This window comes from Spiroplasma endosymbiont of Amphimallon solstitiale, from assembly GCF_964030965.1.
Taxonomy (GTDB): Bacteria; Bacillota_I; Bacilli_A; order Mycoplasmatales; family VBWQ01; genus Spiroplasma_E.
Genome location: NZ_OZ034999.1, coordinates 899,071 through 923,540, shown reverse-complemented (window position 1 = coordinate 923,540; position 24,470 = coordinate 899,071). Strand labels below are relative to the sequence as shown.

At 25.2% G+C, this 24,470-nt stretch carries 19 protein-coding genes, 7 tRNA genes and 4 pseudogenes; 9 read left to right on the top strand and 21 right to left on the bottom strand.

Annotation, left to right across the window (positions count from 1 at the left end; genetic code table 4):
• Nucleotides 1-207: 207 nt before the first annotated feature.
• Together AAHH39_RS05685 and AAHH39_RS05680 are read left to right on the top strand one after the other, a co-directional pair.
• Nucleotides 208-969, top strand: a pseudogene (locus AAHH39_RS05685) (IS256 family transposase); the annotation flags it as partial.
• Nucleotides 970-1,140: 171 nt separating this feature from the next.
• Nucleotides 1,141-1,617, top strand: a pseudogene (locus AAHH39_RS05680) (IS256 family transposase); the annotation flags it as partial.
• A 139-nt stretch (nt 1,618-1,756) separates the two neighbouring features.
• Here AAHH39_RS05680 and AAHH39_RS05675 read toward each other — a convergent pair.
• The 9 genes from AAHH39_RS05675 to AAHH39_RS05635 form a co-directional block, all read right to left on the bottom strand.
• Complete coding sequence (locus tag AAHH39_RS05675) at nt 1,757-2,461, bottom strand: hypothetical protein (protein ID WP_342219156.1); 705 nt, start codon at nt 2,459-2,461, stop codon at nt 1,757-1,759.
• Between the two features lie 158 nt (nt 2,462-2,619).
• Nucleotides 2,620-3,564 carry an IS30 family transposase gene (locus AAHH39_RS05670; RefSeq protein WP_342219155.1) on the bottom strand — a complete coding sequence of 315 codons (945 nt, stop codon included), beginning with the start codon at nt 3,562-3,564 and terminating at the stop codon, nt 2,620-2,622.
• A gap of 148 nt (nt 3,565-3,712) precedes the next feature.
• A tRNA-Leu gene (locus AAHH39_RS05665) sits at nt 3,713-3,794 on the bottom strand.
• Between the two features lie 65 nt (nt 3,795-3,859).
• Nucleotides 3,860-3,947 (bottom strand) — tRNA-Leu (locus AAHH39_RS05660).
• Nucleotides 3,948-3,953: 6 nt separating this feature from the next.
• Nucleotides 3,954-4,028: transfer RNA gene (locus AAHH39_RS05655), tRNA-Lys, on the bottom strand.
• A gap of 16 nt (nt 4,029-4,044) precedes the next feature.
• Nucleotides 4,045-4,119, bottom strand: a tRNA-Gln gene (locus AAHH39_RS05650).
• Nucleotides 4,120-4,129: 10 nt separating this feature from the next.
• A tRNA-Tyr gene (locus tag AAHH39_RS05645) sits at nt 4,130-4,214 on the bottom strand.
• An 11-nt stretch (nt 4,215-4,225) separates the two neighbouring features.
• Nucleotides 4,226-4,302: transfer RNA gene (locus AAHH39_RS05640), tRNA-Thr, on the bottom strand.
• A 7-nt stretch (nt 4,303-4,309) separates the two neighbouring features.
• Nucleotides 4,310-4,385, bottom strand: a tRNA-Val gene (locus AAHH39_RS05635).
• 114 nt (nt 4,386-4,499) lie between these two features.
• On the opposite strand from AAHH39_RS05635, the gene AAHH39_RS05630 reads away from it, so the two are divergent.
• From AAHH39_RS05630 to AAHH39_RS05620, 3 genes are all read left to right on the top strand, one after another.
• On the top strand, nt 4,500-5,441 hold the full coding sequence (locus tag AAHH39_RS05630) for a transposase (protein ID WP_425288922.1): 942 nt from the start codon (nt 4,500-4,502) through the stop codon (nt 5,439-5,441).
• A gap of 187 nt (nt 5,442-5,628) precedes the next feature.
• The gene (locus AAHH39_RS05625; protein ID WP_342219153.1) at nt 5,629-5,946 is read left to right on the top strand and encodes a hypothetical protein; all 318 of its coding nucleotides are present in this window, start codon (nt 5,629-5,631) and stop codon (nt 5,944-5,946) included.
• A gap of 9 nt (nt 5,947-5,955) precedes the next feature.
• Nucleotides 5,956-6,582, top strand: coding sequence for an isochorismatase family cysteine hydrolase (locus tag AAHH39_RS05620; RefSeq protein WP_342219152.1), 627 nt, complete (start codon nt 5,956-5,958; stop codon nt 6,580-6,582).
• 80 nt (nt 6,583-6,662) lie between these two features.
• Here AAHH39_RS05620 and AAHH39_RS05615 read toward each other — a convergent pair whose 3' ends face one another.
• The gene (locus AAHH39_RS05615) at nt 6,663-7,607 is read right to left on the bottom strand and encodes an IS30 family transposase (RefSeq protein ID WP_342217458.1); all 945 of its coding nucleotides are present in this window, start codon (nt 7,605-7,607) and stop codon (nt 6,663-6,665) included.
• A 245-nt stretch (nt 7,608-7,852) separates the two neighbouring features.
• On the opposite strand from AAHH39_RS05615, the gene AAHH39_RS05610 reads away from it, so the two are divergent.
• Nucleotides 7,853-8,701, top strand: a complete 849-nt coding sequence (locus AAHH39_RS05610; RefSeq protein WP_342219151.1) for an ankyrin repeat domain-containing protein — start codon at nt 7,853-7,855, stop codon at nt 8,699-8,701.
• 56 nt (nt 8,702-8,757) lie between these two features.
• On the opposite strand, the gene AAHH39_RS05605 is transcribed toward AAHH39_RS05610, so the two are convergent.
• From AAHH39_RS05605 to AAHH39_RS05570, 8 genes are all read right to left on the bottom strand, one after another.
• Nucleotides 8,758-9,426 carry a copper homeostasis protein CutC gene (locus AAHH39_RS05605; protein WP_342219150.1) on the bottom strand — a complete coding sequence of 223 codons (669 nt, stop codon included), beginning with the start codon at nt 9,424-9,426 and terminating at the stop codon, nt 8,758-8,760.
• 18 nt (nt 9,427-9,444) lie between these two features.
• Entirely contained in the window at nt 9,445-10,620 is a 1,176-nt protein-coding gene (metK, locus tag AAHH39_RS05600; protein ID WP_425288921.1) for a methionine adenosyltransferase, read from the bottom strand.
• Between the two features lie 11 nt (nt 10,621-10,631).
• Nucleotides 10,632-11,618 carry an alpha/beta fold hydrolase gene (locus tag AAHH39_RS05595; protein ID WP_342219148.1) on the bottom strand — a complete coding sequence of 329 codons (987 nt, stop codon included), beginning with the start codon at nt 11,616-11,618 and terminating at the stop codon, nt 10,632-10,634.
• Nucleotides 11,619-11,648: 30 nt separating this feature from the next.
• A complete protein-coding gene (locus tag AAHH39_RS05590; protein ID WP_342219147.1) occupies nt 11,649-12,476 on the bottom strand; it encodes a TIGR00282 family metallophosphoesterase in 828 nt (275 codons plus the stop codon).
• A 15-nt stretch (nt 12,477-12,491) separates the two neighbouring features.
• Nucleotides 12,492-12,806: a YlxM family DNA-binding protein gene (gene ylxM, locus AAHH39_RS05585; protein ID WP_342219146.1), complete on the bottom strand. Its 315-nt coding sequence runs from the start codon at nt 12,804-12,806 to the stop codon at nt 12,492-12,494.
• Nucleotides 12,799-13,782 carry a signal recognition particle-docking protein FtsY gene (gene ftsY, locus AAHH39_RS05580; protein ID WP_342219145.1) on the bottom strand — a complete coding sequence of 328 codons (984 nt, stop codon included), beginning with the start codon at nt 13,780-13,782 and terminating at the stop codon, nt 12,799-12,801. The genes ylxM and ftsY overlap by 8 nt, the downstream gene beginning before the upstream one ends.
• A gap of 220 nt (nt 13,783-14,002) precedes the next feature.
• Nucleotides 14,003-14,371 carry a hypothetical protein gene (locus AAHH39_RS05575; protein WP_342219144.1) on the bottom strand — a complete coding sequence of 123 codons (369 nt, stop codon included), beginning with the start codon at nt 14,369-14,371 and terminating at the stop codon, nt 14,003-14,005.
• Nucleotides 14,359-14,658, bottom strand: coding sequence for an ankyrin repeat domain-containing protein (locus AAHH39_RS05570; protein WP_342219325.1), 300 nt, complete (start codon nt 14,656-14,658; stop codon nt 14,359-14,361). Before AAHH39_RS05570 ends, AAHH39_RS05575 begins: the two co-directional genes overlap by 13 nt.
• Nucleotides 14,659-15,002: 344 nt before the next feature.
• Here AAHH39_RS05570 and AAHH39_RS05565 point away from each other — a divergent pair.
• A protein-coding gene (locus AAHH39_RS05565) for an IS5 family transposase (RefSeq protein WP_425288908.1) occupies nt 15,003-15,792 on the top strand; the annotation gives its coding sequence in 2 pieces (ribosomal slippage) (nt 15,003-15,263 and nt 15,265-15,792; 789 coding nt in all).
• Here the strand turns inward: AAHH39_RS05565 and AAHH39_RS13345 are convergent.
• Nucleotides 15,778-15,906: pseudogene (locus AAHH39_RS13345) on the bottom strand (DnaJ domain-containing protein); the annotation flags it as partial. The gene AAHH39_RS05565 and the pseudogene AAHH39_RS13345 sit on opposite strands and share 15 nt — an antisense overlap.
• 251 nt (nt 15,907-16,157) lie before the next feature.
• Complete coding sequence (locus AAHH39_RS05560; RefSeq protein WP_342219143.1) at nt 16,158-20,843, bottom strand: ABC transporter permease; 4,686 nt, start codon at nt 20,841-20,843, stop codon at nt 16,158-16,160.
• Nucleotides 20,844-21,209: 366 nt separating this feature from the next.
• Here AAHH39_RS05560 and AAHH39_RS05555 point away from each other — a divergent pair, with 366 nt between their 5' ends.
• The gene (locus AAHH39_RS05555) at nt 21,210-23,330 is read left to right on the top strand and encodes a hypothetical protein (RefSeq protein WP_342219142.1); all 2,121 of its coding nucleotides are present in this window, start codon (nt 21,210-21,212) and stop codon (nt 23,328-23,330) included.
• A gap of 212 nt (nt 23,331-23,542) precedes the next feature.
• A complete protein-coding gene (locus tag AAHH39_RS05550; RefSeq protein WP_174480642.1) occupies nt 23,543-23,815 on the top strand; it encodes a hypothetical protein in 273 nt (90 codons plus the stop codon).
• Between the two features lie 114 nt (nt 23,816-23,929).
• On the opposite strand, the pseudogene AAHH39_RS05545 reads toward AAHH39_RS05550, so the two are convergent.
• Nucleotides 23,930-24,406: pseudogene (locus AAHH39_RS05545) on the bottom strand (IS256 family transposase); the annotation flags it as partial.
• Nucleotides 24,407-24,470 lie beyond the last annotated feature (64 nt).

Sequence of the window (24,470 nt, the reverse complement as noted above, 5' to 3'; positions counted from 1 at the left end):
TTTTTAAAATTCTTATTATCACAAAAACGAATAAATAATTTGTATGGTACAAACATTAGAAATAAAAATGTTAGAGATATAGCGATTGAAATTGTGTAAGGAGAATTTATAAAGGCAATGTTTAGTAATCTGTGTAACTTACAAAAATAACTATGTTTAATTAATTCTAGTAAATATAATTAAATGACTAGAAAGAGTGAGTTACAGATGGCTAAAAAACAAAATATTAATAATAATGATCCAATATCAAAAGCAGTAGATTTATTATTAGAAAATACTGAAGATTTAACAACAGTTTTTAAAGAAGGGGGTTTATATAAAGAATTAACAAAACGTTTAGTTGAAAAAATGTTGAATTCTGAAATGCAAAATTATTTAGGATATGAAAAAAATCAACATAGTAATACTGAAAATGCTCGTAATGGTACAAGTTTAAAAAAATTAATAACTCAACAAGGTAAAATTGAGATTGATGTACCAAGAGATCGCAATAGTGATTTTACTCCTGTAATAGTTGCAAAAAGACAGCGAAGATTTGATGGTTTTGATCAACAAGTGCTTTCACTATATGCAAAAGGTATGACTCTATCTGACATTAGAATGCAGTTACAAGAGTTATATCATGGTGCTGATATTAGTGAAAGTGTTATTAGTCAAATTACTGATGATGTTATTGATGATGTCAAAGCATGACAAAATCGACCATTAGAAAGCGTTTATCCGATTGTTTATTTTGATTGTATAGTAGTTAAAGTTCGACAAGATAAACGGATTATTAATAAATCAGTTTATATAGCATTAGGAGTTGATTTAGAAGGTAAAAAAGATGTTTTAGGCTTATGAATTAGTGAAAATGAAGGTGCTAAATTTTGATTAGCTAATTTCACAGAAATGAAAAATCGAGGCTTAAATGATATTTTGATTGCTTGTAGTGATAATTTAACAGGCATGTCAGAAGCAATACAAGCAGTTTATCCTTTTAATTATGTAGAAAAGTATGGATGACCAAAAATTATTCATCAATTTACACTTAAAATATTATTTTTAATTAAAAATTTGTTAAAAGTAACATTATTTAGTGTAAAAATTCTCTAAAAATAACACTTTATCATGTATCATTACTTTTCTACAAAATTAAAGGTTTATCCTAAAACAGAACATCAATTATGCATTGTTCATCAAATTCGAAATAGTTTAAAATATGTTTCATACAAACATCGAAAAACTCTAGTTACAGATTTAAAACCAATTTATAGTGCATGTAGTGAAGAACAAGCAATGCAAGCTTTAGAATCATTTGAAAGTAAATGAAATAAACAATATCCCCAAATTGCTAAATCTTGATATAAAAATTGAGAAAATTTGATGATTTTTATTAGTTATCCTGCAGAAATCAAAAGAGTAATTTATACAACAAATGCTATTGAATCTGTTAATAGTCAATTACGAAAAGTTATTAGAAACAAAAAAGCTTTTCCTAATGATATGGCAGTTTTTAAAATATTTTATTTAGCAATTGAAAATATAACAAAAAAATGAACATTGCCTATTCAAAATTGAAATACAGCAATTGCTCATTTTATGATAAAATTTGAAGACAGAATTAATCTGAACTAGTACTTTGTAAAACAAAGATACACAGATTTCTAAAAAGCCTCTTTATAAAATCATTTCATCATGGTCAAAATTCATTACGATTTAAAAAATACATTTTTATTCACTTCCTAGAATTTAATTATATTTTAATTTTACCAAATTATCTTGCATTTAAAACTATTTTATTAATATTAGATTTAATATTTGATATATATCTATATGCTCAACTTTTATCGGGTTCTCTTTGTGCAGAATTGGTATATTCTATTTTACCTAAATTACCTTGTAAAAAAATAATTCAATTTAATTTTTCAGAGTTATTAATTATACTAAATGCTATAGGATAATCATTACTTATTTTTTGTTCATAAGAATCATAAGACTTCTTAATTTTTAAATCAAATGCATAATCACATAATGAATATGAAGTAAAAACATTATAATTACTAATACTTTTATAATAAGCATTTGCAAAATAATCAGTAACTTCTTTAGGAGCAACTGTTCCAAATTTACTAAAAAAGCCAGAATCTGGAAAATTACCTTTGTTTATTTTTAAATCTTTTAAATCAATAGTTATACTTGTAGTTTCTTCTTTTGATGGTGTAAAAGTTTCACTATTAATATCAATAGTAGTTAAATCAGAGTTCTTGGAATTTGATATTGTTTCAAATTTATAACTATAATATATTGTTATACTTTTATAAAATCTTTTTAAATCATTAAAAGATTTAATTAATAATGTAGGGTCTAATAATGAATTTAAATCTACTTCATATTTATTAAATTTACTTGTATTTTTATCTTCTCATTCTTTTATATTACTATATCCATTTTTTATTAATGATACATCATTTGCTGTCATTTCTATTTTTAAATCTGGAATAATAACAATTGATTTTGCTATATTTTGAGGACTTGGTGGTAATATTTTTGCTGGATAACTAAATGTAGTTTCTTCACTTTCTTCATATTCATCATGATTTAATTTACCTGAATTGTAAATATAAATGGGACAGTTTTTTAAAATAATTGTATTAAATCTATTGGTCTTTTATAAGATAGTGATTTTCTGGGTGTAGAATTAATTTGAAATGCTATAGTATTTAAATCTTCTTGTTTATATGAAGATAGATCTGTAGATTTTGGTAAATATCTTCTTAAAATACCATTATTATTTTCATTTAAACCTCTTTGACAAGGTTTACCAGGATCTGCAAAATAAATCTTAACATTACAATTTTTTTCGATTAATTTTCATTTACTAAATTCTTTACCACGATCAAAAGTAATAGTTTTAACTGTTCCTTTTTGTAACTTTGAAATAAATTTTATTATACTTTTTGTAATATTTTCTGATTTATTATTTTTAGTTGCTAAAGGAATTGTGGTTTTTGATCATATATCAGCTAAAGTAATAATAGAACTTTTATGATCTTTACCAATGATAGTATCACCTTCTAAATGACCAAATTCTTCTATATTTTTAATATTAGGAATGATTAAATTTCTTTCATGAATAGACTTACAATTATTAATTCTGCCCCTAGTTTCTTTTTGTTTGTGAGGTTTATTTTTTCCTTTTCTCAATAAGTTATTTTCATCAAAACCCATTCGATTTGTTTTAAACATGTTATATAAAGTTTTTGTTGAAATACTTTTTATTTTATTTTCCTTTAAAAAATTAGCAATTATATCAAGAGCATAATTTTTAGTAATTAACAAATGATTAATAGTATTAATTTCTATTAAAGTTAAAATTATTAATTTTCTACCTGCATTTTGTTTATTTTTTTGAATTTTATTCAATATTTCTAATGGTAATAAGTTTTGATTTAATAATCTACAAACTCTATGTACAGTTGATTTACTATAATCAATGGCTTTTGCTATTTTACGAATCGAAAATCCATAACTTTTATATTCTTTTATTGCTATTATTGATTCAATAGTCAGATACTTATACATTGTGCTAATTCCTTTCTTTTCTTAATTATAGAATTAACACAATTTAATTTTTATATAAGTGTCCTTTTTAATTTTACAATTCAGGTATTATAAAAATAAAAAGGTATTCTTAAAAGAATACCTTTTTATACTAATAATTTAATATTAGTGGTGCCCAGAGCGGGACTCGAACCCGCATGATTTCTCGGTAGATTTTGAGTCTACTGCGTCTGCCATTTCGCCATCTGGGCAAAATATAGCTTACTTACTTATAAAAAATGAGGAATACTTCCTCGTCATTAATAAATATATAAAATGGTGCCCAGAGCGAGACTCGAACTCGCACAACCTGTAAAAGTCATCGGATCTTAAGCCCGACGTGTCTGCCATTTCACCACCTGGGCATCAAATGGTGTCCCCGGCAAGGATCGAACTTGCGACACCTCGGTTAAAAGCCGAGTGCTCTACCGCTGAGCTACGAGGACAAATTAATAAAATATATGGCTGAGGTGGTTGGATTTGAACCAACGCATGACGGCGTCAAAGGCCGTTGCCTTACCGCTTGGCTACACCCCAATAAGTAATATGGTGGAGGGGGAGGGAGTCGAACCCCCGAACTCGAAGAGATCTGGTTTACAGCCAGGTGCAGTTGGCCACTTTGCTACCCCTCCATAAATAATAATGGTGCTGATGACAGGAATCGAACCTGCAACCTACGGTTTACAAAACCGTTGCTCTGCCGGATTGAGCCACATCAGCAGGTAAATGGTGGAGTATGACGGACTTGAACCGCCGACCTATTGCTTGTAAGGCAATTGCTCTCCCAGCTGAGCTAATACTCCTTATTTATTGTTTTATTAGAATTATTTATTCTTAAAAACCTTAATCATTATAATAGATATTTTTCACATTTACAATTATTTTTTAAAGATAATGTAAAATTATTTTATTTTTAATTATTTTTTAAAAGAAAACTTAAAAGAAAAGATTTTATTGAGATTTTTAGAGAAAATAAAACTAGAATTAAACAAATTGAGAAAAAAGAAAAATTTGAAGCAGTCGAACAAAAATTCAAAGAGAAAGGGATTCAATGTCCAGATTGTAGTTCTTTTTTGTGTACTAAATATGGTAGTAAAGATTATAAGCAAAGATATAAATGTAAAAGTTGTAATATTACTTTTCATGCTTTTAAAAATCATTATTTTTATTGAAGTCATTTATCTCATGATCAATGAGATTTATTGATACAAATAGCTACTTTAGGTCAATCTGCTTACATTATTTCTCAATTTATTAATACTACAAATAAAACTGCCTGATTTAATCGTCAAAAATTTATGAAATCAACACAATTAGTAAAAACACAAAATCAATTTGTAAAATTAAAAGCTAGAATTGAAGTTGACGAAACTTTTATCAAAGAAATTCATAAAGGAAACTTTAAAGATCCAAATGATCCAAGAAAACAATGAATTGAAGAAAATGCTAAAGATTTAAATTGTTGTATTCAAATGGCAATTGATGAAAACCGAAATATCTATGCTCAAACAACAAATACTAAAAGATTAAATAAAAAATGAGTACAAGAAAACTTAACATCGAAACTTATCGAAGAAAATTCAATTATAGTTTGTGATATGCAAGTATTATATGATACAGTAGCTAAACAAACTAAATCCACTATCCAGCAGTTTAAATCAAAAGAAAATAAAGAATTAAATTATAAAAAATTAAGTAATGTCAGTAAAATACAATCAAGTTTAAAAGAATTTATTACTCATTACCATGGCATTGGATTTACCAATATTCAAAATTACCTCAATTTATGGAAATGAAAATATCAACACTACGGATTAACCCCTTATCAAAAATCCAATGTGTTATATTTCAGTTTGTAAAAAAAATAAATCCCAAAATTTAATAAAATCAAATTTTAAGTCAAGTTGATGACTTTTTTTATTTTACCACTACTTTTCTACAAAATTAAAAAAAAATTCTTATTTTTCACATTAAAGTAAGAATTTTTTTATTTATTTTATAGCAGTAATATAACAATGATATAATTAAAAAAAATAGGTGATAATAATGATAACTAAAAATTGATGAAAAAAATTACCTCTTGATGAAAAAATAATTACTATTTTATTTTTTTCTGGTTTTATATTTTTATTATTAGGGTTAATTATGTTATTAAGTATTAAAATAGATAACATTTTTAATGGATTTAATTTTATTTATATAAATGGTGTAATTGATAGTTTAACCTATCAAAGTAGTCAGGGAATAACAGTAGATATTTTCTTTTTAAAAGTAGGAATTATTTTTACTATTTTCTTAATGCCAATTTGTTCTGGCTGTAGTATAATTTGATTTATTATTAAACGATTAATTTTTAAAAAATAGAGGTGAATAATGAAAAATAATGATTCATTTATTGAAATGATAAATAAAACTTTGGATAAAACAGTTAATTTAGATTTTAAAACTTTAAAAGGTCATAATATTTTATTTATTGTTGATATGGTTAATGGCTTTGCTAAAAAAGGAAATTTATTTTCACCTAATATTAATTCAATTATTAAACCAATTAAAAATTTATTAGCAAAAGTAAATACTAATGAAACTAAAGTTATTGCTTTTAATGATGCTCATAATGAACATAGTCCCGAATTTCATACTTTTTCTAGTCATTGTTTGGAAAATACTATTGAATCAGAGTTAGTAGAAGAATTAAAATTTGACAATATTAAGATTATTAAAAAAAATAGTACTAATGGTTTTTTTGCTTTTGATTTTAAGCCAAATTTACAATGGGATAACATTATTATTGTTGGTTGTTGTACTGATATTTGTATTTATCAATTTGCTATTAGTTGTAAAACTTGATTTAATCAGCACAATAAAGAAGTAAATGTTATTGTTCCAATGACAATGACAAATACTTATGATCAACCAGAGCATCCAGCTCATATTTTAAATCAATATGCATGATATTCAATGCTTAAAAATGGCATTACTATTGTTAAGGATGTTATTTAATTAAAGATTTAATTAAAGTAGAGTTTTAGATAAAATAAATTTATATAAACCTGAATTGTAAATATAAATGGGACAGTTTTTTAAAATAATTGTATTAAATCTATTGGTCTTTTATAAGATAGTGATTTTCTGGGTGTAGAATTAATTTGAAATGCTATAGTATTTAAATCTTTTTGTTTATATGAAGATAGATCTGTAGATTTTGGTAAATATCTTCTTAAAATACCATTATTATTTTCATTTAAACCTCTTTGACAAGGTTTACCAGGATCTGCAAAATAAATCTTAACATTACAATTTTTTTCGATTAATTTTCATTTACTAAATTCTTTACCACGATCAAAAGTAATAGTTTTAACTGTTCCTTTTTGTAACTTTGAAATAAATTTTATTATACTTTTTGTAATATTTTCTGATTTATTATTTTTAGTTGCTAAAGGAATTGTGGTTTTTGATCATATATCAGCTAAAGTAATAATAGAACTTTTATGATCTTTACCAATGATAGTATCACCCTCTAAATGACCAAATTCTTCTATATTTTTAATATTAGGAATGATTAAATTTCTTTCATGAATAGACTTACAATTATTAATTCTGCCCCTAGTTTCTTTTTGTTTGTGAGGTTTATTTTTTCCTTTTCTCAATAAGTTATTTTCATCAAAACCCATTCGATTTGTTTTAAACATGTTATATAAAGTTTTTGTTGAAATACTTTTTATTTTATTTTCCTTTAAAAAATTAGCAATTATATCAAGAGCATAATTTTTAGTAATTAACAAATGATTAATAGTATTAATTTCTATTAAAGTTAAAATTATTAATTTTCTACCTGCATTTTGTTTATTTTTTTGAATTTTATTCAATATTTCTAATGGCAATAAGTTTTGATTTAATAATCTACAAACTCTATGTACAGTTGATTTACTATAATCAATGGCTTTTGCTATTTTACGAATCGAAAATCCATAACTTTTATATTCTTTTATTGCTATTATTGATTCAATAGTCAGATACTTATACATTGTGCTAATTCCTTTCTTTTCTTAATTATAGAATTAACACAATTTAATTTTTATATAAGTGTCCTTTTTAATTTTACAATTCAGGTATTTTAAAATTATTTTTTAATTAAAAATGATAATTATCTATTACTAGTAAAGAAAATATGATATTATATTATTAAAATTTAATATAAGTTTTTGACCTATTTACTTTATTTCAAAATAAATAGGTTTTTTGTTTTAATTTAGAAAAGGAAGATAAAGAAATGCCTAAAAATAAATTTTTAACAGCTATTGAAGAAGGTGACTTACAAACAGTTAAAACTTTACTACTTAATTCTGATAACAATAAGTTCGATATGGAGGGTGCCTTAATAACAGCTGCTGATTATGGTCACATTGAAATAGTTCGATTTTTAATCGAAAATAATACTGATATCAATCATATAAATAGTACAAAAGATACTGCTTTAATGTTAGCTGCTGAACAAGGTCACACAGAAATAGTTAATCTTTTAATAACAAACGGTGCTAATGTTAATCATATAAATAACACAAAAGATACAGCTTTAACACTTTCTATTGAACAAGGTCACACAGAAATAGTTAATCTTTTAATAACAAACGGTGCTAATGTTAATTATATAAATAAAGATTATGATACACTTTTATTATTAGCTACCAAAAAAGGTTACATAAAAATAGTTAATCTTTTAATAACAAACGGTGCTAATGTTAATCATAAAAATGAAATCAATGGTGATCATACTGCTTTAACACTAGCTGCTGAACAAGGTCACACAGAAATAGTTAATCTTTTAATAACAAACGGTGCTAATGTTAATCATAAAACAAAATTTGGCAATACTGCTTTAACAAAGGCCGCTAAAAATGGCCATTTAAATGTAGTTGATTTATTAATAGCCAATGATGCTGACATTAATCAAATAAATTTACGTGGTGAAACTGCTTTAATAAGAGCACAAAAACAAAAACATACAAAAGTAGAAAAAATTTTAACAAAACAATGTTCTTTAGAATCTAATAAAAATGAAATCAATGCAATTAATTATAATAATAAACCATCAATAAAGGTTACTGTTCTTTTGTATTAAAAGAACAGTAACCTTGTTAAATGTTTAATCTTATCTATTAAAAAACTTTTTATTATTTATGCCATATTTTTAATATTATTAATTAATTTATAATTAATAGGATTATTAAAATTATTATCTTCGTGCACACATTTTCCAATATGAATATCATTAATACCATTTTTTAATAAAACATTAACATTTTCTAAATTAACTCCACCGCCAGCAAGAATTTTTATTGGTAAATTTAATTTCTTTAATTCTTTAAATTTATTAATATTATTCACAATATTATCTTGACCACCAGAAGTTAAAACTGTAGTAACACCTAATTTTACTAACTGTTCTAAAGCTTGTTTTTTATTAAAAATTTCATCAAAAGCACGATGAAAAGTTATTTTTAAAGGCTTTGCTAATTTAATAATTTCACTCATTCTTTCAACATCAATATTATTATCTTTAGTTAAAATACCACAAACAATACCTGATGCATGAGTTGTTTTAATAAATTCAATATCTCTTTTAAAGATTTTAAAATCATTATCACTAATATTAAAACCATTATTATTATTTCTAACCATAACCATTACTGGTTTCAATGAAATTTTACATGCTTCAGCAATCAATTCATAACTTGGAGTATAACCACCAAATTCCATAGCAGTACAAAGCTCAACTTGATTAGCTAAAGAATTATTAATTTTTTCTATATCTTTTAAAGATGTAGCTATTACTTCTAAAAACATAAAATATTTCTCCCCATCTTATTTTTTTGGTAAATAAGTTTTCAATAAACTAACTTTATCTAATTTCTCTCAAGGTAATTGTAAATCATTTCTACCAAAATGACCATAAGTTGATAATTGTTGATAATTTTGTTTAAATAACTCTAATTTATCAATCATAGCACTAGCAGAACAATCAAAGACTTGATAAATTATTTCTGTTAATTTTGCCTCTGTTAAACCGGAAATAATAGTTTGATGAGTATTAACAAATATTGCAATTGGAACTCCTGAACCAATTGCATAAGCTAATTGTACTTCACAAATCTTTGCTAAGTTAGCAGCAACAATATTTTTAGCAATATACCTAGCATAATAAGCACCCGTTCTATCAACTTTAGTGGGATCTTTTCCTGAAAAAGCTCCCCCACCATGACAAGCAGCTCCACCATAAGTATCAACCATTAATTTTCTTCCTGTTAAACCAGTATCACCAGCAGGTCCACCAATTACAAATTTACCAGTTGGATTAATTAAATATTTAAAATCAAGATTTAAATGATATTTATTAGCAATATATTGCATAATTTCTTTATGAATAAATGTTTTAAATTGTTTTTCATCATAATTTGCTTGATGTTGAATGCTCATTAAAATAGTATGTATTTTTAAATTTTTAGGGTCTTCTTGATCAATAGTAACTTGCGCTTTCATATCAAGAAGTGCATACTTAAATTTTTTTTCCTTTCGTAATTTTGTAGCTCGTTTAATTAATTCATGTGCTAAAACAATTGCTAATGGCATATATTCTAATGTTTGCTGACATGCATAACCAAACATTATTCCTTGATCACCAGCACCAATTTGATGATTTTTTAATTCAACACCTTGTAAAATATCAGGTGATTGTTCATGAATTAACACTTTAATTTCACAAGTAAAACCATTAAATCCAATTTCATCATTTATATAACCAATTTCAGTAATAACTTTTCGCGCAATTGCTTGATAATCAACTTGAGCATGACTATGAACTTCACCACCAATTAAAACAAAATTTGTAGTAATAAAAACCTCACATGCTACTTTGGCATGTGGATCTTGTTTTAAAAAAGCATCCAAAATTGCATCAGCAATTTGATCGCAAATCTTATCAGGATGACCAGGAGCAACAGACTCACTAGTAAAAAGAGGATGGGTAATATTAGGTATTAATTTCATATTTTTTAACCTTTCTCAAGTAAAATATTTTTTGTAATTCATGGCATAATTTCATTATCAAATATATCTTTAATATTAGGTTCATTAATTAAAGCATGTTTACCATCAAAAATAAAAACATAACTATGATGTTTCTTCCAATATTTTTTATTAATTTTAAGTTGATGAAAATCACTAAATACATCATCAGCACTTTGCAAGATTAACGTTGGAAGTTTTGAATTACTAATTTCCATTATACTTTTTTTATTAATTTTTTTAAATTGTAGTAAAAAACGTAATGATCAATTTTGACGATTACTATATCTTTGATTTATATTAGTAATATGAGCATTATTACTAGAAATATCTTGATTTTCAACATAGATTGGCATTTGAATATTAGAATTAAAAATAAAAGCAAAACAAAAACAAATAATAAAACTTAATGAAAATTGATAAAGATTTTTTTTAGTTACTAAATTACTAGTAATTAATGCTGATACTTGTGAATTATTTTTAACAGCATGACTAGCAATAGCTGCGCCTAATGATTCACCAAAAACAATAATTTTTTGATTAGGATATTTAGATTTTACTGCACTTATTATATCTTTTAAATCATTAATATCAGTACCTAATGATTTAAATTTTCAATCTTGTCCATTTTTACCATTACCTCTTCGATCATAAGTAATCAAAGATAGTTGTGATTTTTTACAAAAATAACTTAATAATTTAAAATCATCTTTTTGACCTTGCAAGCCATGAGCACCAATAATAATGACTGTACTTTTATCAACCATTTGCTTAAATAATTTTACTTCATAACCATCACGTAAAATAATTACCTTTTCTCGTATTTCAGCAGCTTGTTGTACATGAACATTGTCTTTAATTTTTGCCATTAATAAAATTCTTAAAATTATTAAAATAATTAATATACTAATCCCAATTAAAATCGAATATAAACCATTTTTATCAGTAAAAAAATTAGCATTATTTCATATCATGTTAAAGTTAGTCCCTTCCTATATTTGTAATTATTCGTAAATTTTAAAATTAGGTGCTTGTGGATGAATAAAAATACGTTTAATTTTTTGTGCTTTATTTGTCTCATCATTAATAGTTAATAAAACAGCTGAAAATTGACCTTCACCATCAGCTGGACTAAATTTTGCCGGCATACTTTTTTTATCACGAATAATAACTTCTTCAGCTTTAGCACCAATAATAGAATAAAACGGACCTGTCATTCCAACATCACTAATAAAAGCAGTACCTTTTGGTAATAAACGATTATCTGCTGTTTGAACATGAGTATGAGTTCCTACCACACAAGTAACTTGACCATCAAAATTTCAAGCAAAAGATAACTTTTCCGCTGTTGCTTCAGCATGAAAATCAATAATATGAATGTCACTTTTTTCTTCACTATTTTGTTTATCAATCGTAATAAGTTGTTCAAGAGCAAAATAAGGATTATCAGATTTATCCATGAAAGTACGACCAATTAAGTTTGTTACACGCACTTTTTTATTACCAACTTTAACTAAAATTGTACCATTACCTGGATGATAAGGATTATAATTTAAAGGACGCAATAAATCGGGAGTTGTATTAATATACTTAGCAACATCAGGATGACCAAAAATATGATTACCGGTAGTAATAATATCAATACCAGCATTTTTTAATTCATCATAGTGTTTTTTACATAATGATTTACCATGAGTAGTATTTTCACCATTCGCAACTACTAAATCAATCTTAAATTGATTTTCATATTCCTTTTTTATTTTAGGAATTCAATATTTAACCATTTGTCTACCAACAATACTGTAAATATCACCAATTATTAAAATTTTCATTAATTTCCACCTGCTTTATTCTATTTTATCAATTTCTTGTAAAACTTTAATAAAATTAAACTTTTCCGTATATTTTTCATATATTACTTGTCGTTGTTTATATTTTTCATAAAGATGCAACTTACTTTCATATTTATTTAATAAAATAATAACTTTTTGTAGACTATCATGAACAGCCGTTCGTGATACTTTTTGTAAATCAGCGATTTCTTGTAAAGATAAATTCTCAATAAAGTAATTTGTAAAATATTGTTTTTGTTTTGCTGTTAATAATGTATTATAAAAAGCAAATAAACTATAATATAAAACTTGTTTTTCTAAACTATTCATTTTCATACTCCACAAACAAATCACTTGTTAAACTAAAAATATACTTATCTAAATCAAACTCTTCCAAGTCATTAATACCTTCACCAAAACCCATTAATTTAACAGGAATATCTAATTCTTCCTTAATAGCAAGAATAATGCCACCTTTAGCAGTGCCATCCATTTTTGTTAAAATAATGCCAGTCAAAGAAACAATTTTCATAAATTCTTGCGCTTGATTAATACCATTTTGTCCAGTTGTACCATCAATTACTAACAATGTTTCATTAGCTTCATGCCCTAATTTCTGAGTAATAATTTTATTAATCTTTTTTAACTCCTGCATCAAATTAACTTTATTTTCTAATCTCCCTGCTGTATCAACAATAATAACATCACAACCTTCAGATTTAGCTGCTTCAATTCCAGCATAAACAACACTAGCTGGATCTTGCTTTGGTGTTCCTAAATAACAAGGAATACCAATTCTTTCTGCTCAAATTTGCAATTGTTCAACTGCACCAGCACGAAAAGTATCAGCAGCAACTAGAATTGGTTTTTTACCTTGTGTCTTTAATTTAGCTGCTAATTTAGCTGCTGATGTTGTCTTACCATTACCATTAACACCAACAACTAAAAATAACGAAATATTATTACTACTAAAATTTAATCTTGTAGAAACTAACTGACCATCAGTATAAATAATAAACATTTTATCAATAATAATATCATTAATATCTTTTGGTTTTGTTAATTTTTGGATTTTGGCTTCATGACGAATTTCATCAGTAATAGTTTCTGCCATTTTGTATCCAACATCTGCTAAAATTAATACTTCAGTTAATTCTTCAAAATATTGTTCATCAAGTTGATGATAACGCGCTGCTAATGCTTTAATTTTAGATGCAAATAATGTTCTTGACTTTTTAAGGCCCTGATCATATTTAGTTGTCTTTTGACCAAATAATTTTGTCTTTAAATTTTTAAAAAATGCCATATTTTCACCTACATTGTTTATTATACCAATAAATAACTAGTTATTTATGACATTAATACTTTAATTTTATTAAAATATTAATAGTACGATTTAAAAGTTTTATTTAATAAGTAATTTATTATATTTTAATTTAATAATAAATCCAAAAAATATCAATCAATTTTTCTTGATTTTAGCTAAAAATAAAAGATTGCAAAAGCAATCTTTTTAACTTGTTTTATTAAATACATGATGAATTTGATGGTTTATATCCACTTGTTGAAGGTTGATTTTGTAAATCCATTGCATTTATTTTTTTAGTTTTATTAAAACTTAATCGGTTTATTTTTTCTTCAAATACATGTTTCTCATTATTAGCAATTTCTTTTTCTAATAATAAATTTTTAAGTTGATCAGTCTTAATTAAAATATCCTTATTTATATCTTTGTTCTTATTAACACAACCAAAAGTAAAAATAATAATAATATAATTTAATACTGAATTTATTTTTTTCTGTTCAAAATGTGCAATATCTCTTTCAATATTGGTAATTCTTTTAGTTATATTTAATAAAATTTGTTGATTTTGTTTTATTTTTAATTTTTTCATTTTTTTAAAAAAAATTCAGAAACTTTCTTATCTTTTAAAAAATCTTTGGCAAAAGATAAACTATCATTACCCATTTTATCTTTCTCAATAAAATTAGCACCTTTATCAATTAATAAGTTAATACATTTTAAATCAGCATTACCCATTATAGCATAATGTAAAGGAGTATTATCTTTATTATTTTTGGCATTTATATTAGCGCCATATTCAATTAATAGATCTGCAGTTTCTAAAAAATTATGAAAACATGCATAATGTAAAGGAGTATTACCAGAATTATCTTTTAATTATGTAGAAAAGTATGGATGACCAAAAATTATTCATCAATTTACACTTAAAATATTATTTTTAATTAAAAATTTGTTAAAAGTAACATTATTTAGTGTAAAAATTCTCTAAAAATAACACTTTATCATGTATCATTACTTTTCTACAAAATTAAAGGAATTATCTTTTTCATTTATATTTAAATTATTTATTTTATTAGTAAGAAAATAAATAACTTCCTTATTATTACCATTTTGTAAAAAGTAAATAAAAAGTTTTTGATCAAAAACTTTTCTTAGAACCTGTTTAGAATCTTTTCGAAAATAATGTAAAATGATTATATATTTTAAAATAAGAGGTATATATGCATAAAAATTATCCAAGTCATGTCACCAAAGAACAATTTGAGAACATAAAATCAATTTTAGAAAATAGCAAAAAGAAAACAAAACCAAGAAGTTTAGATTTATATGAAGTATTTTGTGCAATTTTATATGTATTAAAAAGTGGTTGTCAATGAAGAATGCTACCAAAAAATTTTCCAAAATGACAAACTGTATATTATTATTTTCAAATTTGAAGTAAAAATAATGGTAAAGAACCTAGTGTATTGCAATTAATTTTAAAAAAAATTAGTTAAAAAAATTCGTATCAATAATAATCGCAAAGAACAAACTAGTTTTTGTATAATTGATTCGCAAAGTGTTAAAAATACAGATACTACCGAAAATAAAGGTTATGATGCTGGTAAAAAGATTTCAGGCATAAAACGTCATATTGTTGTTGATTCTCAAGGTTTACCACATGCAATTTACATAACCACAGCAGAAAAAACAGATCGTAATAGCGCTATAATAATGATTGAAAATGAAAAAGAAAATCTTTCTGCAGTTCAAAAAATAATAGTAGATGCTGGTTATACTGGTGAAAAATTTGCTTCTGAAATCAAAACAATCATAAATGCAAATGTTGAAGTGATAAAACGTAATGAATTACATACTTTTGTAGTATTACCAAAAAGATGAATTGTAGAACGAAGCTTTGCTTGATTAGAAAAATACAGAAGATTATGAAAAAATTGTGAAAGAAAACTAAATACTAGTTTACAAATGGTTGTTCTTTCATTTATTTCAGTTTTATTAAAAAGATTCTAAACAGGTTCTTAAGTTTTCATCTGTTAATATTCTTTTTGCTTCATTCAATTCTTGCATTTTAAGTTTTGATTGAGGATTATTATTTTTATCTGGGTGAGTTTCTAGAGCAGTCTGTTTGAATTTTTTTTAATTTCTGCTACTGATGCTGTTGGTAATACATTTAATATATCATAATAATTAGAAATTAATGATTCATCTTTCAAAATTCTTTTTTTCTCCTTTCAAAATAAAAAACCCATTTACTTTAAAATAAAGTAATGAGTTAAAAACTATATTTAGTTTTCAAATAAAGTATACATATTTGACTATTAATTTGGTAAATTTAAATATTTAAATTTACCAAACATTCTTTAGTGAACTTTATTTTATTCATCAGATTTTAATAATTCAATTAAATTCATTTTATTTAATTCATAATTATTGATAATAAATGTTGATATATATATACCACCAATTATGGTAAAACTTACTGGTAATATTCATCATGTTATTGTAAATGGTAAAGCCACACCAACAAAACTAGTAAGAATAGAAATTAAACCATAAATAGCAAGGAAACCTAGGCCAAACCCTACAATATAACCAAGTAATGCTCAAGGTGTAAAAATACCTAAAGTAAAAGAATTAATTTCTCAATTAGTATATCCTTCTGCTTTCATATGAGCCATAAAACGACGAAATTGATCGGTAAATAAATCAGTAATCATAATAACAATTAATATTGAACAAATAATCGTTGTCACAATAAATAAAGCACTAGCACTGAAAGCAATATCTGACATTTTAGTAAGCATTGCTTGTTGTCTTGATAATAAATAATTTTTTTTGACCATTAATATATTTTGATTACCACTTAAACTAGTGGTTGCATAAATAGTATAATCATCTAAATTTGATTTAAAACTCATTCTTCCAATTAAATCAAAAACATTAGCATTAGCACTTAACTTACCATTAAATCATTGAAATACATCCGTTCCTGAATAATAAGGATTATCATCAATATAACTATAACCCATAATTTCATTAGCTCATTTTTGATCAACATAGGCTTTAGGAGTATCATAAGAATCTTGAATTCCCACAACTTGATATGTATGAAGTGGATTATCATTACCCGTAATATTTTTTCATCATGTTGGCATGTTATTTTTAATATCTGCTTGTAAACTATCCGCATTAATATTATTTTCTTTAGTTAAAATATTATTATTAACCATTCCCATAAATCATTCTGCTGGGCGGTTTAATAAAATACTTAATGGATCTTTAGGATCAAATCCATTATATGGCTTTACCAAATCATATGAAAAAGGTCTAATTCATTTACCTGTTGAATCGGAAATACGTGTTAAATCAAAATCAATAGTTTTAGCATTATCAGCTGTTGGAATTTTACCACTTTTAGCACTACCACTAATATCAGAAGGCAATTTTAATCAAATATCATTAACATTATTTCAAGTACTAGGTTCATTATTTATAATTGGTTGTCCTTTTTCATCATACATACCATTATACCTAGTACCATGGATATCACTATATTCTTTACTATTATCAGATAATTTTATTTTTTGATCACCACGATAATTTCATTTTGTTCCACTTTTTGATCAGATGCCACCATTTGTAGTATAAGAATCTGTTGGTGGTGTTTCACCGTAATATCAATTTTCTTTTGGTAAAGGAACACTTTTACCATCAATATTTTTATAACATAGAGTATTAACTTGTGGTACACCACTAAATTGTGAACCAACATCTAATCCAAATTTAGATTGAAAAGTACGATTGATAACCATTGGAATAGCATTAGCATTAGCATTATATTTTAAAGCTTTAACTTCATCATTTTTTAATACTAACATCGCAGTATTGGGATTAATACCAATAACATCCATTAGTTCTTTTTTAGCAATTTTTGTACTTTCATCAACACCAACTTTAAACTGTGTTACTAATTCTTCATCTGGTCCATTAATATCACCATTATTAGTAGTTTTTGGATTAAAAGCAATAGTATTATGACCAATACTAAAATAATCATAAGGATCTTCTTTAATATTAGGTCTTGGCAAACTATCAATACTCTGACGAACAAAGCCTGGTAATACTTGCTTTAAAATTTCTTTAATTGCCTCTGGACCAGGTGGCACTATAGGATTGGGAACTTGCAAAATATTAGGTAATTGGCCACTTGCAAAATTAACAATATTATATGAAAATATTTTTGATGGTGTATTATCTTCTTTACTTAAATCAGTTATTAACTGATTACTAAAAGCTTTGCCACCTAATCAACTATATGATCAAACTAAATCATTAAGATCTAATGTCCCTGTTGATTGTTCTTGATAATAAGAGGACATTTTTTTTATAAACTCTGCTCTTTCAGATTCAGGAAAAGATGAATCAAAAGTAAAAATATCAGCAAAATTATTAGTTAATTTTTCTTTTTTAAACAATAATGGATTATACCATCCAACACGTGCCTTTTTCTCATCATAAACAATTTTATCTTCAGGTCAAGGCATAGCACCATAAGTTGGATAATATTTCTCACCGTTTGGTCGATTAAAAAAATCTCATGAATATAATCCATATTTACTCATTGGCATATTCGGCATTGGTGTTTGATACTCATAATAATTTTTATATTTTTGAGTTTTGAAATAATTAACTTTTAAACTATTAATAGTGGCAGGAACTAGTGTTGTTGCTACAATTGAAAGTGAAGCTAAAGTAATAACTCCTGAAGTAACTAAAATTTTTTTTCAACTAGTTTTTGATAATGATAATAAAAAACGAAGACGAAAATTATTTTGTAAAAACTTGCTAGCTCTACTTTTAGGAACACCTAAAGCCAAATCACTATCTTTTTTAATTAAAAATAGAGGATCACGTTTTAAAAGACGAAAGGCAGTTAATAAAGTAACAATTGTAATAAAACCAATAATTAAAACAATTGAAATAAATAACGGAACAACATCAAAGTTAAAAACATTATATGGTAAAACAAATAAAGTATTAAAAATCTCAGTTAAATATACCTGAATTACAAGACCAACAATTCAGCCAATTGGAATTGCAATTAATAGTGTTAATAATGGATATGCCAAATAAGAAATCGTAATTTGTCATGTTTTATAACCTATTGATTTTAAAATACCCATTGAAACTTGTCCATGTTGGATTGCTTTTTTAACAATTAAAGTGGTAATAAAAATAACAACCGTTAGTAAAAATAATACTCCTGCTATTGCTGCAAATAAAAATCCAATTATTGCTGAATTAAATATCTTTTCTTTACTATTATAAAGCGAAAACTGACTATTACTACTTGTAACTACAGGATTTGGATTAATAAGGTATGTAGAAGATGATTGTGGTGTTGGATCTGTATTACCATATTTCTCAACTAAATACTTATTATAATCATATTGATTTAAATCACTAACACCATTATCACTAAATATTGTTTTTTGAAAAAAATCATTAAATAAATCAACATCAAATTCATGAATACTATTTTTAGGAACATTATTTCATTTTGTAAAATACATTAAAGTATTATCAGTTTTATCTGCTGTCTTATATCAATCTCCATCATTTCATGCTGAAGGTGTAACATAAGCAATAAATTCAGTTCTTGTATTGGGAATTGGATCTAAGTCACTAATTGTTGGATAAATATCATAAGCATCACCACCAATACCACTAACAATAAAGTCAGTACCATTAATATTAATATGATCGCCTGGTTTATACGCTTTATTACTTTTATTTTTTCTTGCATATTGTGGCGTAATAACTATTTCATTTTTACTTGTTGGTGCAACACCTTCAAATACTTTTAGATTAGTATGATTTAAAGCATTAGGTAAACCAATATCAATAATTTTAGTATTAATTTGAGTATTATTAATTACTCCAGCACTGGCAGTAAATTGATTACGAACATATAAATCACGCATTTGTAATGCTGCAACCGCACGAATTAAATATGAAGAAAAAGCGTCTCTTTCAGTGCCATCACTAATCATATTATAGTTAAAAGGTGAATGATAACCAATAGAAGTACTAATAAAATTAGTATAAATGTTACTATCTGATTCTGTTGCAGAAAAATTACGATAAATTCTCATTCATTGACCATTCATACCATAATCATTATCTAATCTTGGATCAGGTTCAGTTTCCTTAACTACTTTAATAAAAAGTTCATTTCTTTCTGTTTGATCTTGTAAATTAACACTATCAGGAATAGTAGCATCATTAGAAGAAGATCTAAAATTTATTTTATTTTCTAAAATTCAAGTGGTAACTTTATCATTATCAGTCTCCTTTAATATCGGATCTGTTGAATGTTTTGTAATCCATTCCTTAATAAAAGTATTAATAGATTGAAGAATATTGGGTGCTGTTTTTTTTAAAAAAACAGCACGATATAAATCATCTGCTGCTGTTTTAAAATGATTTTTTAAATTCTCATTAGCAGCATTTTTTGACTTTAATAATAATTGACCATAGATGCTTGCTTTAACATTATTATTATTCAAATTAAAAACTAAAGGATTATCCGGATTTGTTCATCTTATATCATTAAACCCAGTAATATTACCTGTATTATCACGAGTATAATCAATAGTTAAGTTATCTTTAGTGATTGGTAGGATTTCTTGATCTGTGCCTATTTTTGTATCATCAAAATAAAGCGCTTTAGTGCTTTTACTATCAGTTCCATTTTGAACATAAAATCGACCTAATTTTAAACTAAAAGCTTGATTAGCAATTTGTTTAATACCTTGTGACACTGGTGAATAAGGTAAAACAGTATCAAACTTAAGATCATTTAATCCTAATTGATTGCTTCCTTCAATCATTCTAACGTACGATATTCAACTTCCAGTAACCAACGAAGTTGCAAAAGCAGTAAGTAATAATAAAATAACTAATTGTAATTTACTTTTTCATGTAGCAACTAAAGTCTGTTTTAATAGTAACGCATTCTTAAATAAACTTTTTTTTGCTTTTTTATTAGTAGACACCATTTTTTTATTATTCGCTTTTTCGCGTTTATTTAACCTTGCCATTACAGTTCTCCCTAATTCCTGAAATTAAAATTTTGCATTTAATTTTAATTATTAAGTTCACATATGGATTAATAATATCACACTTATACAAAATTAATATATAGGATAATTTTAAAATAAATAATAGATAGTTTTTATAATGTTTAATTTTTCTCTGTTTGATATATTACCATATTTAAATTGTTTATTTAAATAAATTTTAAAATTAAAATAACTAATGATACAATTTGTAAGAAATGAATTTAATTATTTTCAGAGTTAAATGTATTAAATTTTAGTAAAATAAAATTGACAAAAATAACATTTTATTTAAGGAGAACTGCTATGAAAAAAGTATTTACCAAATTAGGAATTATCTTAATAGCAAGTGCCACTATTTTACCTCTATCAGCTTGTACCTTTAATTTTTATGTTAACCGTGTAACTAATAGTATCGCTAAAAGTTTTGCTGACCAAACTTCTGCTTTAATTAAAAGTATGGTTATGTCAAAAGAGTTAGGTGCTGATACTAGTAGTACTAATGATGATATTATGGGAAAAATTAAAAATAATAGTATTAATAATTTAACTAAAAATACTAGTTTAGATAATTGAGGTGATTTACAAACACGTTGAGGGGAAAATGGAAAAATTGATGTAAATAATTTTGATCCTGATAATTTTTTTAAAGCTTCTGGAACAGGTGAATTAACTAAAACCATCAATAGTAAAAAGCAAGTTAATGATGTTTTTTCATCACTTGATTATATTAGAACTATATCAATTATGGCTAACCCACAATTAGAAAATATAGTTGTAGGTGCTGGTATGGACCCCATTTCTAGTTTTTTAAAATCATTACAAGATGACTTAAGCACTTTACCAGCTGGATTACAATTAGTTGCTAATTTAATTAATAACTATGGTTCTAATTTTTTAAATCCGCTAACTAAAATATTTGGTAATTTAGTCAATGGCAGTTGATCTGATCAACAAACTTCTACACCCACTGATGAAGAAACATTAACTAAGTTTATGAATAATTGAAAAGATGATAGTGGTCAACCTTATAGCGCTTGAAATGATAATGGAGAATGGAAAATAAGTCCAAGTTTTGGTGAATTTCCTGGTCATAAAGTTGAAGATTGAAAATCAAAACAAGATTATGATTTATATCATGGTGGCACTTTAATTAATTACTTATTTTGAAAAATGAGTAAAGATAATAACATCTTTGGTAAAGATGGTAAAACTCCAAGGTATTTAGGTAATATTCTTTCAGAATATATAACTGTTAATGGTATAAGTCCACCGGATGTTCAATTTGATGATAAAGGATTTTTTGCTGATATTGAAAAATACTTTCCCTATCTTTTAACTAACCCACTTTATATCTTAACAATTATTGAAGCAATTATTCCGGTTATTAAAAAATGAATATTAGATATGCCAGATATTACTGAAGGTGTTAAAAACTTAACAATTGGTAATGGTTATCCATCAAAGCCAAGTGCTGGTAGCTATAATTTACTTGATATTATCAATACTATAAAATCTTTAATTAGCCAACCAGAAAAATTAAAACAAATACTTCTAACCATATTTGGTAAAACTACAGCAGAAACTCGTGGTTTCGATACATTTCTTTATGATGTTAAACTTAATTTAAAAGTTAAAATTGGTTTACCTATACCAGTAAATTTAACCTTAGGCGGGCTTATTGGTGATAGTGCATATGATCCTAGTCCATTAATTGATACCATTATCAAAGCAATTAATACAGATAGTGTTAAAAACATTATTACTAGTATTATTGATCTAATTACCAAAATTTCAGAACAATACCCAGGTAATGAAGGTATTAATATTGATTTACAAGATTTAGAGAATTTTTTATTTAATAATACTACTGGTCTCTTAATAATTTTTAAAAATGATACTATTGTTACTCTAAAAAACATAATTAATAAAAGTGATGTAACAGCAACCGATGTCGAAGAATTATATAAATCATTAGGTGGACACATTAATAAAGATGATCCAGAATATCCAACTTTTACTCAGGGTTCAATACTTGATATTTTACAAAAAACTATGCTTGAACCAAACAGTCAACTAAATAATATCTTAAATTTATTACTTGGTACTACTGATGAAAGTCATAAATTAGGAATTAAAAATATTATTACTGCTAATAATAATCAATGAATTAAAGATAACTATGAAGTTTATTTTGATGCTGATAATACAACCGGCATTAATAAAAAAATAGGTAATACTTCTAATATTACTATGACTAAAACTACCATCAATAATATTGAAACAATTAATTTAAAATATGATTTTACATATAAAATTAAAAACACTACATATCATTTTATTATCACTGCTATTGATATTGAAAATTTAATTGATTTTCAAGGTATACGTACTTTTAAATTTAAAAGTATTACTCTAGTAAAATAAAAAAACTAATTTTAATAATATTATTTACTAGATATTTAATAAAAAAATAATAGTTATCATAATAATAATTATTTTTAACTATAAAATATATGACTATATACTATACAATTTTAATTTTAATGCTATACTTAATTAAGTGCTTATTAATCTCATTATATCAGATATTATTATCAGATTTATCAATTAGGCGCCAGAAAGAAGAGGCATTGTTAATGGAAAATAATCAAACAATAGAAGCATTATTAGAAGAAATTAAAGTTTTAAAAGAAACAGTAATTACTATTAATGCAAGTTTAACAACACTTGTAAAAATCACAGAAGAACGTGAAAAACGTTTTGCTGAACGTGGAGCAAGAACACAAGGGGACAGAAATTCTTCTGATCGTGGAAACTTTAGACCACGTTCTGACCGTGGTGATTCTAGTTGAGGAAACAGTGGTGGATTTAGCAGACGAGACCGTGACGACCGTAATCGTAAAGGATAATTTAAACAAATAAAAAAAACTTATAACTAAATCTTAGTTATAAGTTTTTTTTATTTGTTTAAATGTATAATGAGAGGCTTTTTAGTAATCTGTGTATCTTTGTTTTACAAAGTACTAGTTCAGATTAATTCTGTCTTCAAATTTTATCATAAAATGAACAATTGCTGTATTTCAATTTTGAATAGGCAATGTTCATTTTTTTGTTATATTTTCAATTGCTAAATAAAATATTTTAAAAACTGACATATCATTAGGAAAAGCTTTTTTGTTTCTAATAACTTTTCGTAATTGACTATTAACAGATTCAATAGCATTTGTTGTATAAATTACTCTTTTGATTTCTGCAGGATAACTAATAAAAATCATCAAATTTTCTCAATTTTTATATCAAGATTTAGCAATTTGGGGATATTGTTTATTTCATTTACTTTCAAATGATTCTAAAGCTTGCATTGCTTGTTCTTCACTACATGCACTATAAATTGGTTTTAAATCTGTAACTAGAGTTTTTCGATGTTTGTATGAAACATATTTTAAACTATTTCGAATTTGATGAACAATGCATAATTGATGTTCTGTTTTAGGATAAACCTTTAATTTTGTAGAAAAGTAATGATACATGATAAAGTGTTATTTTTAGAGAATTTTTACACTA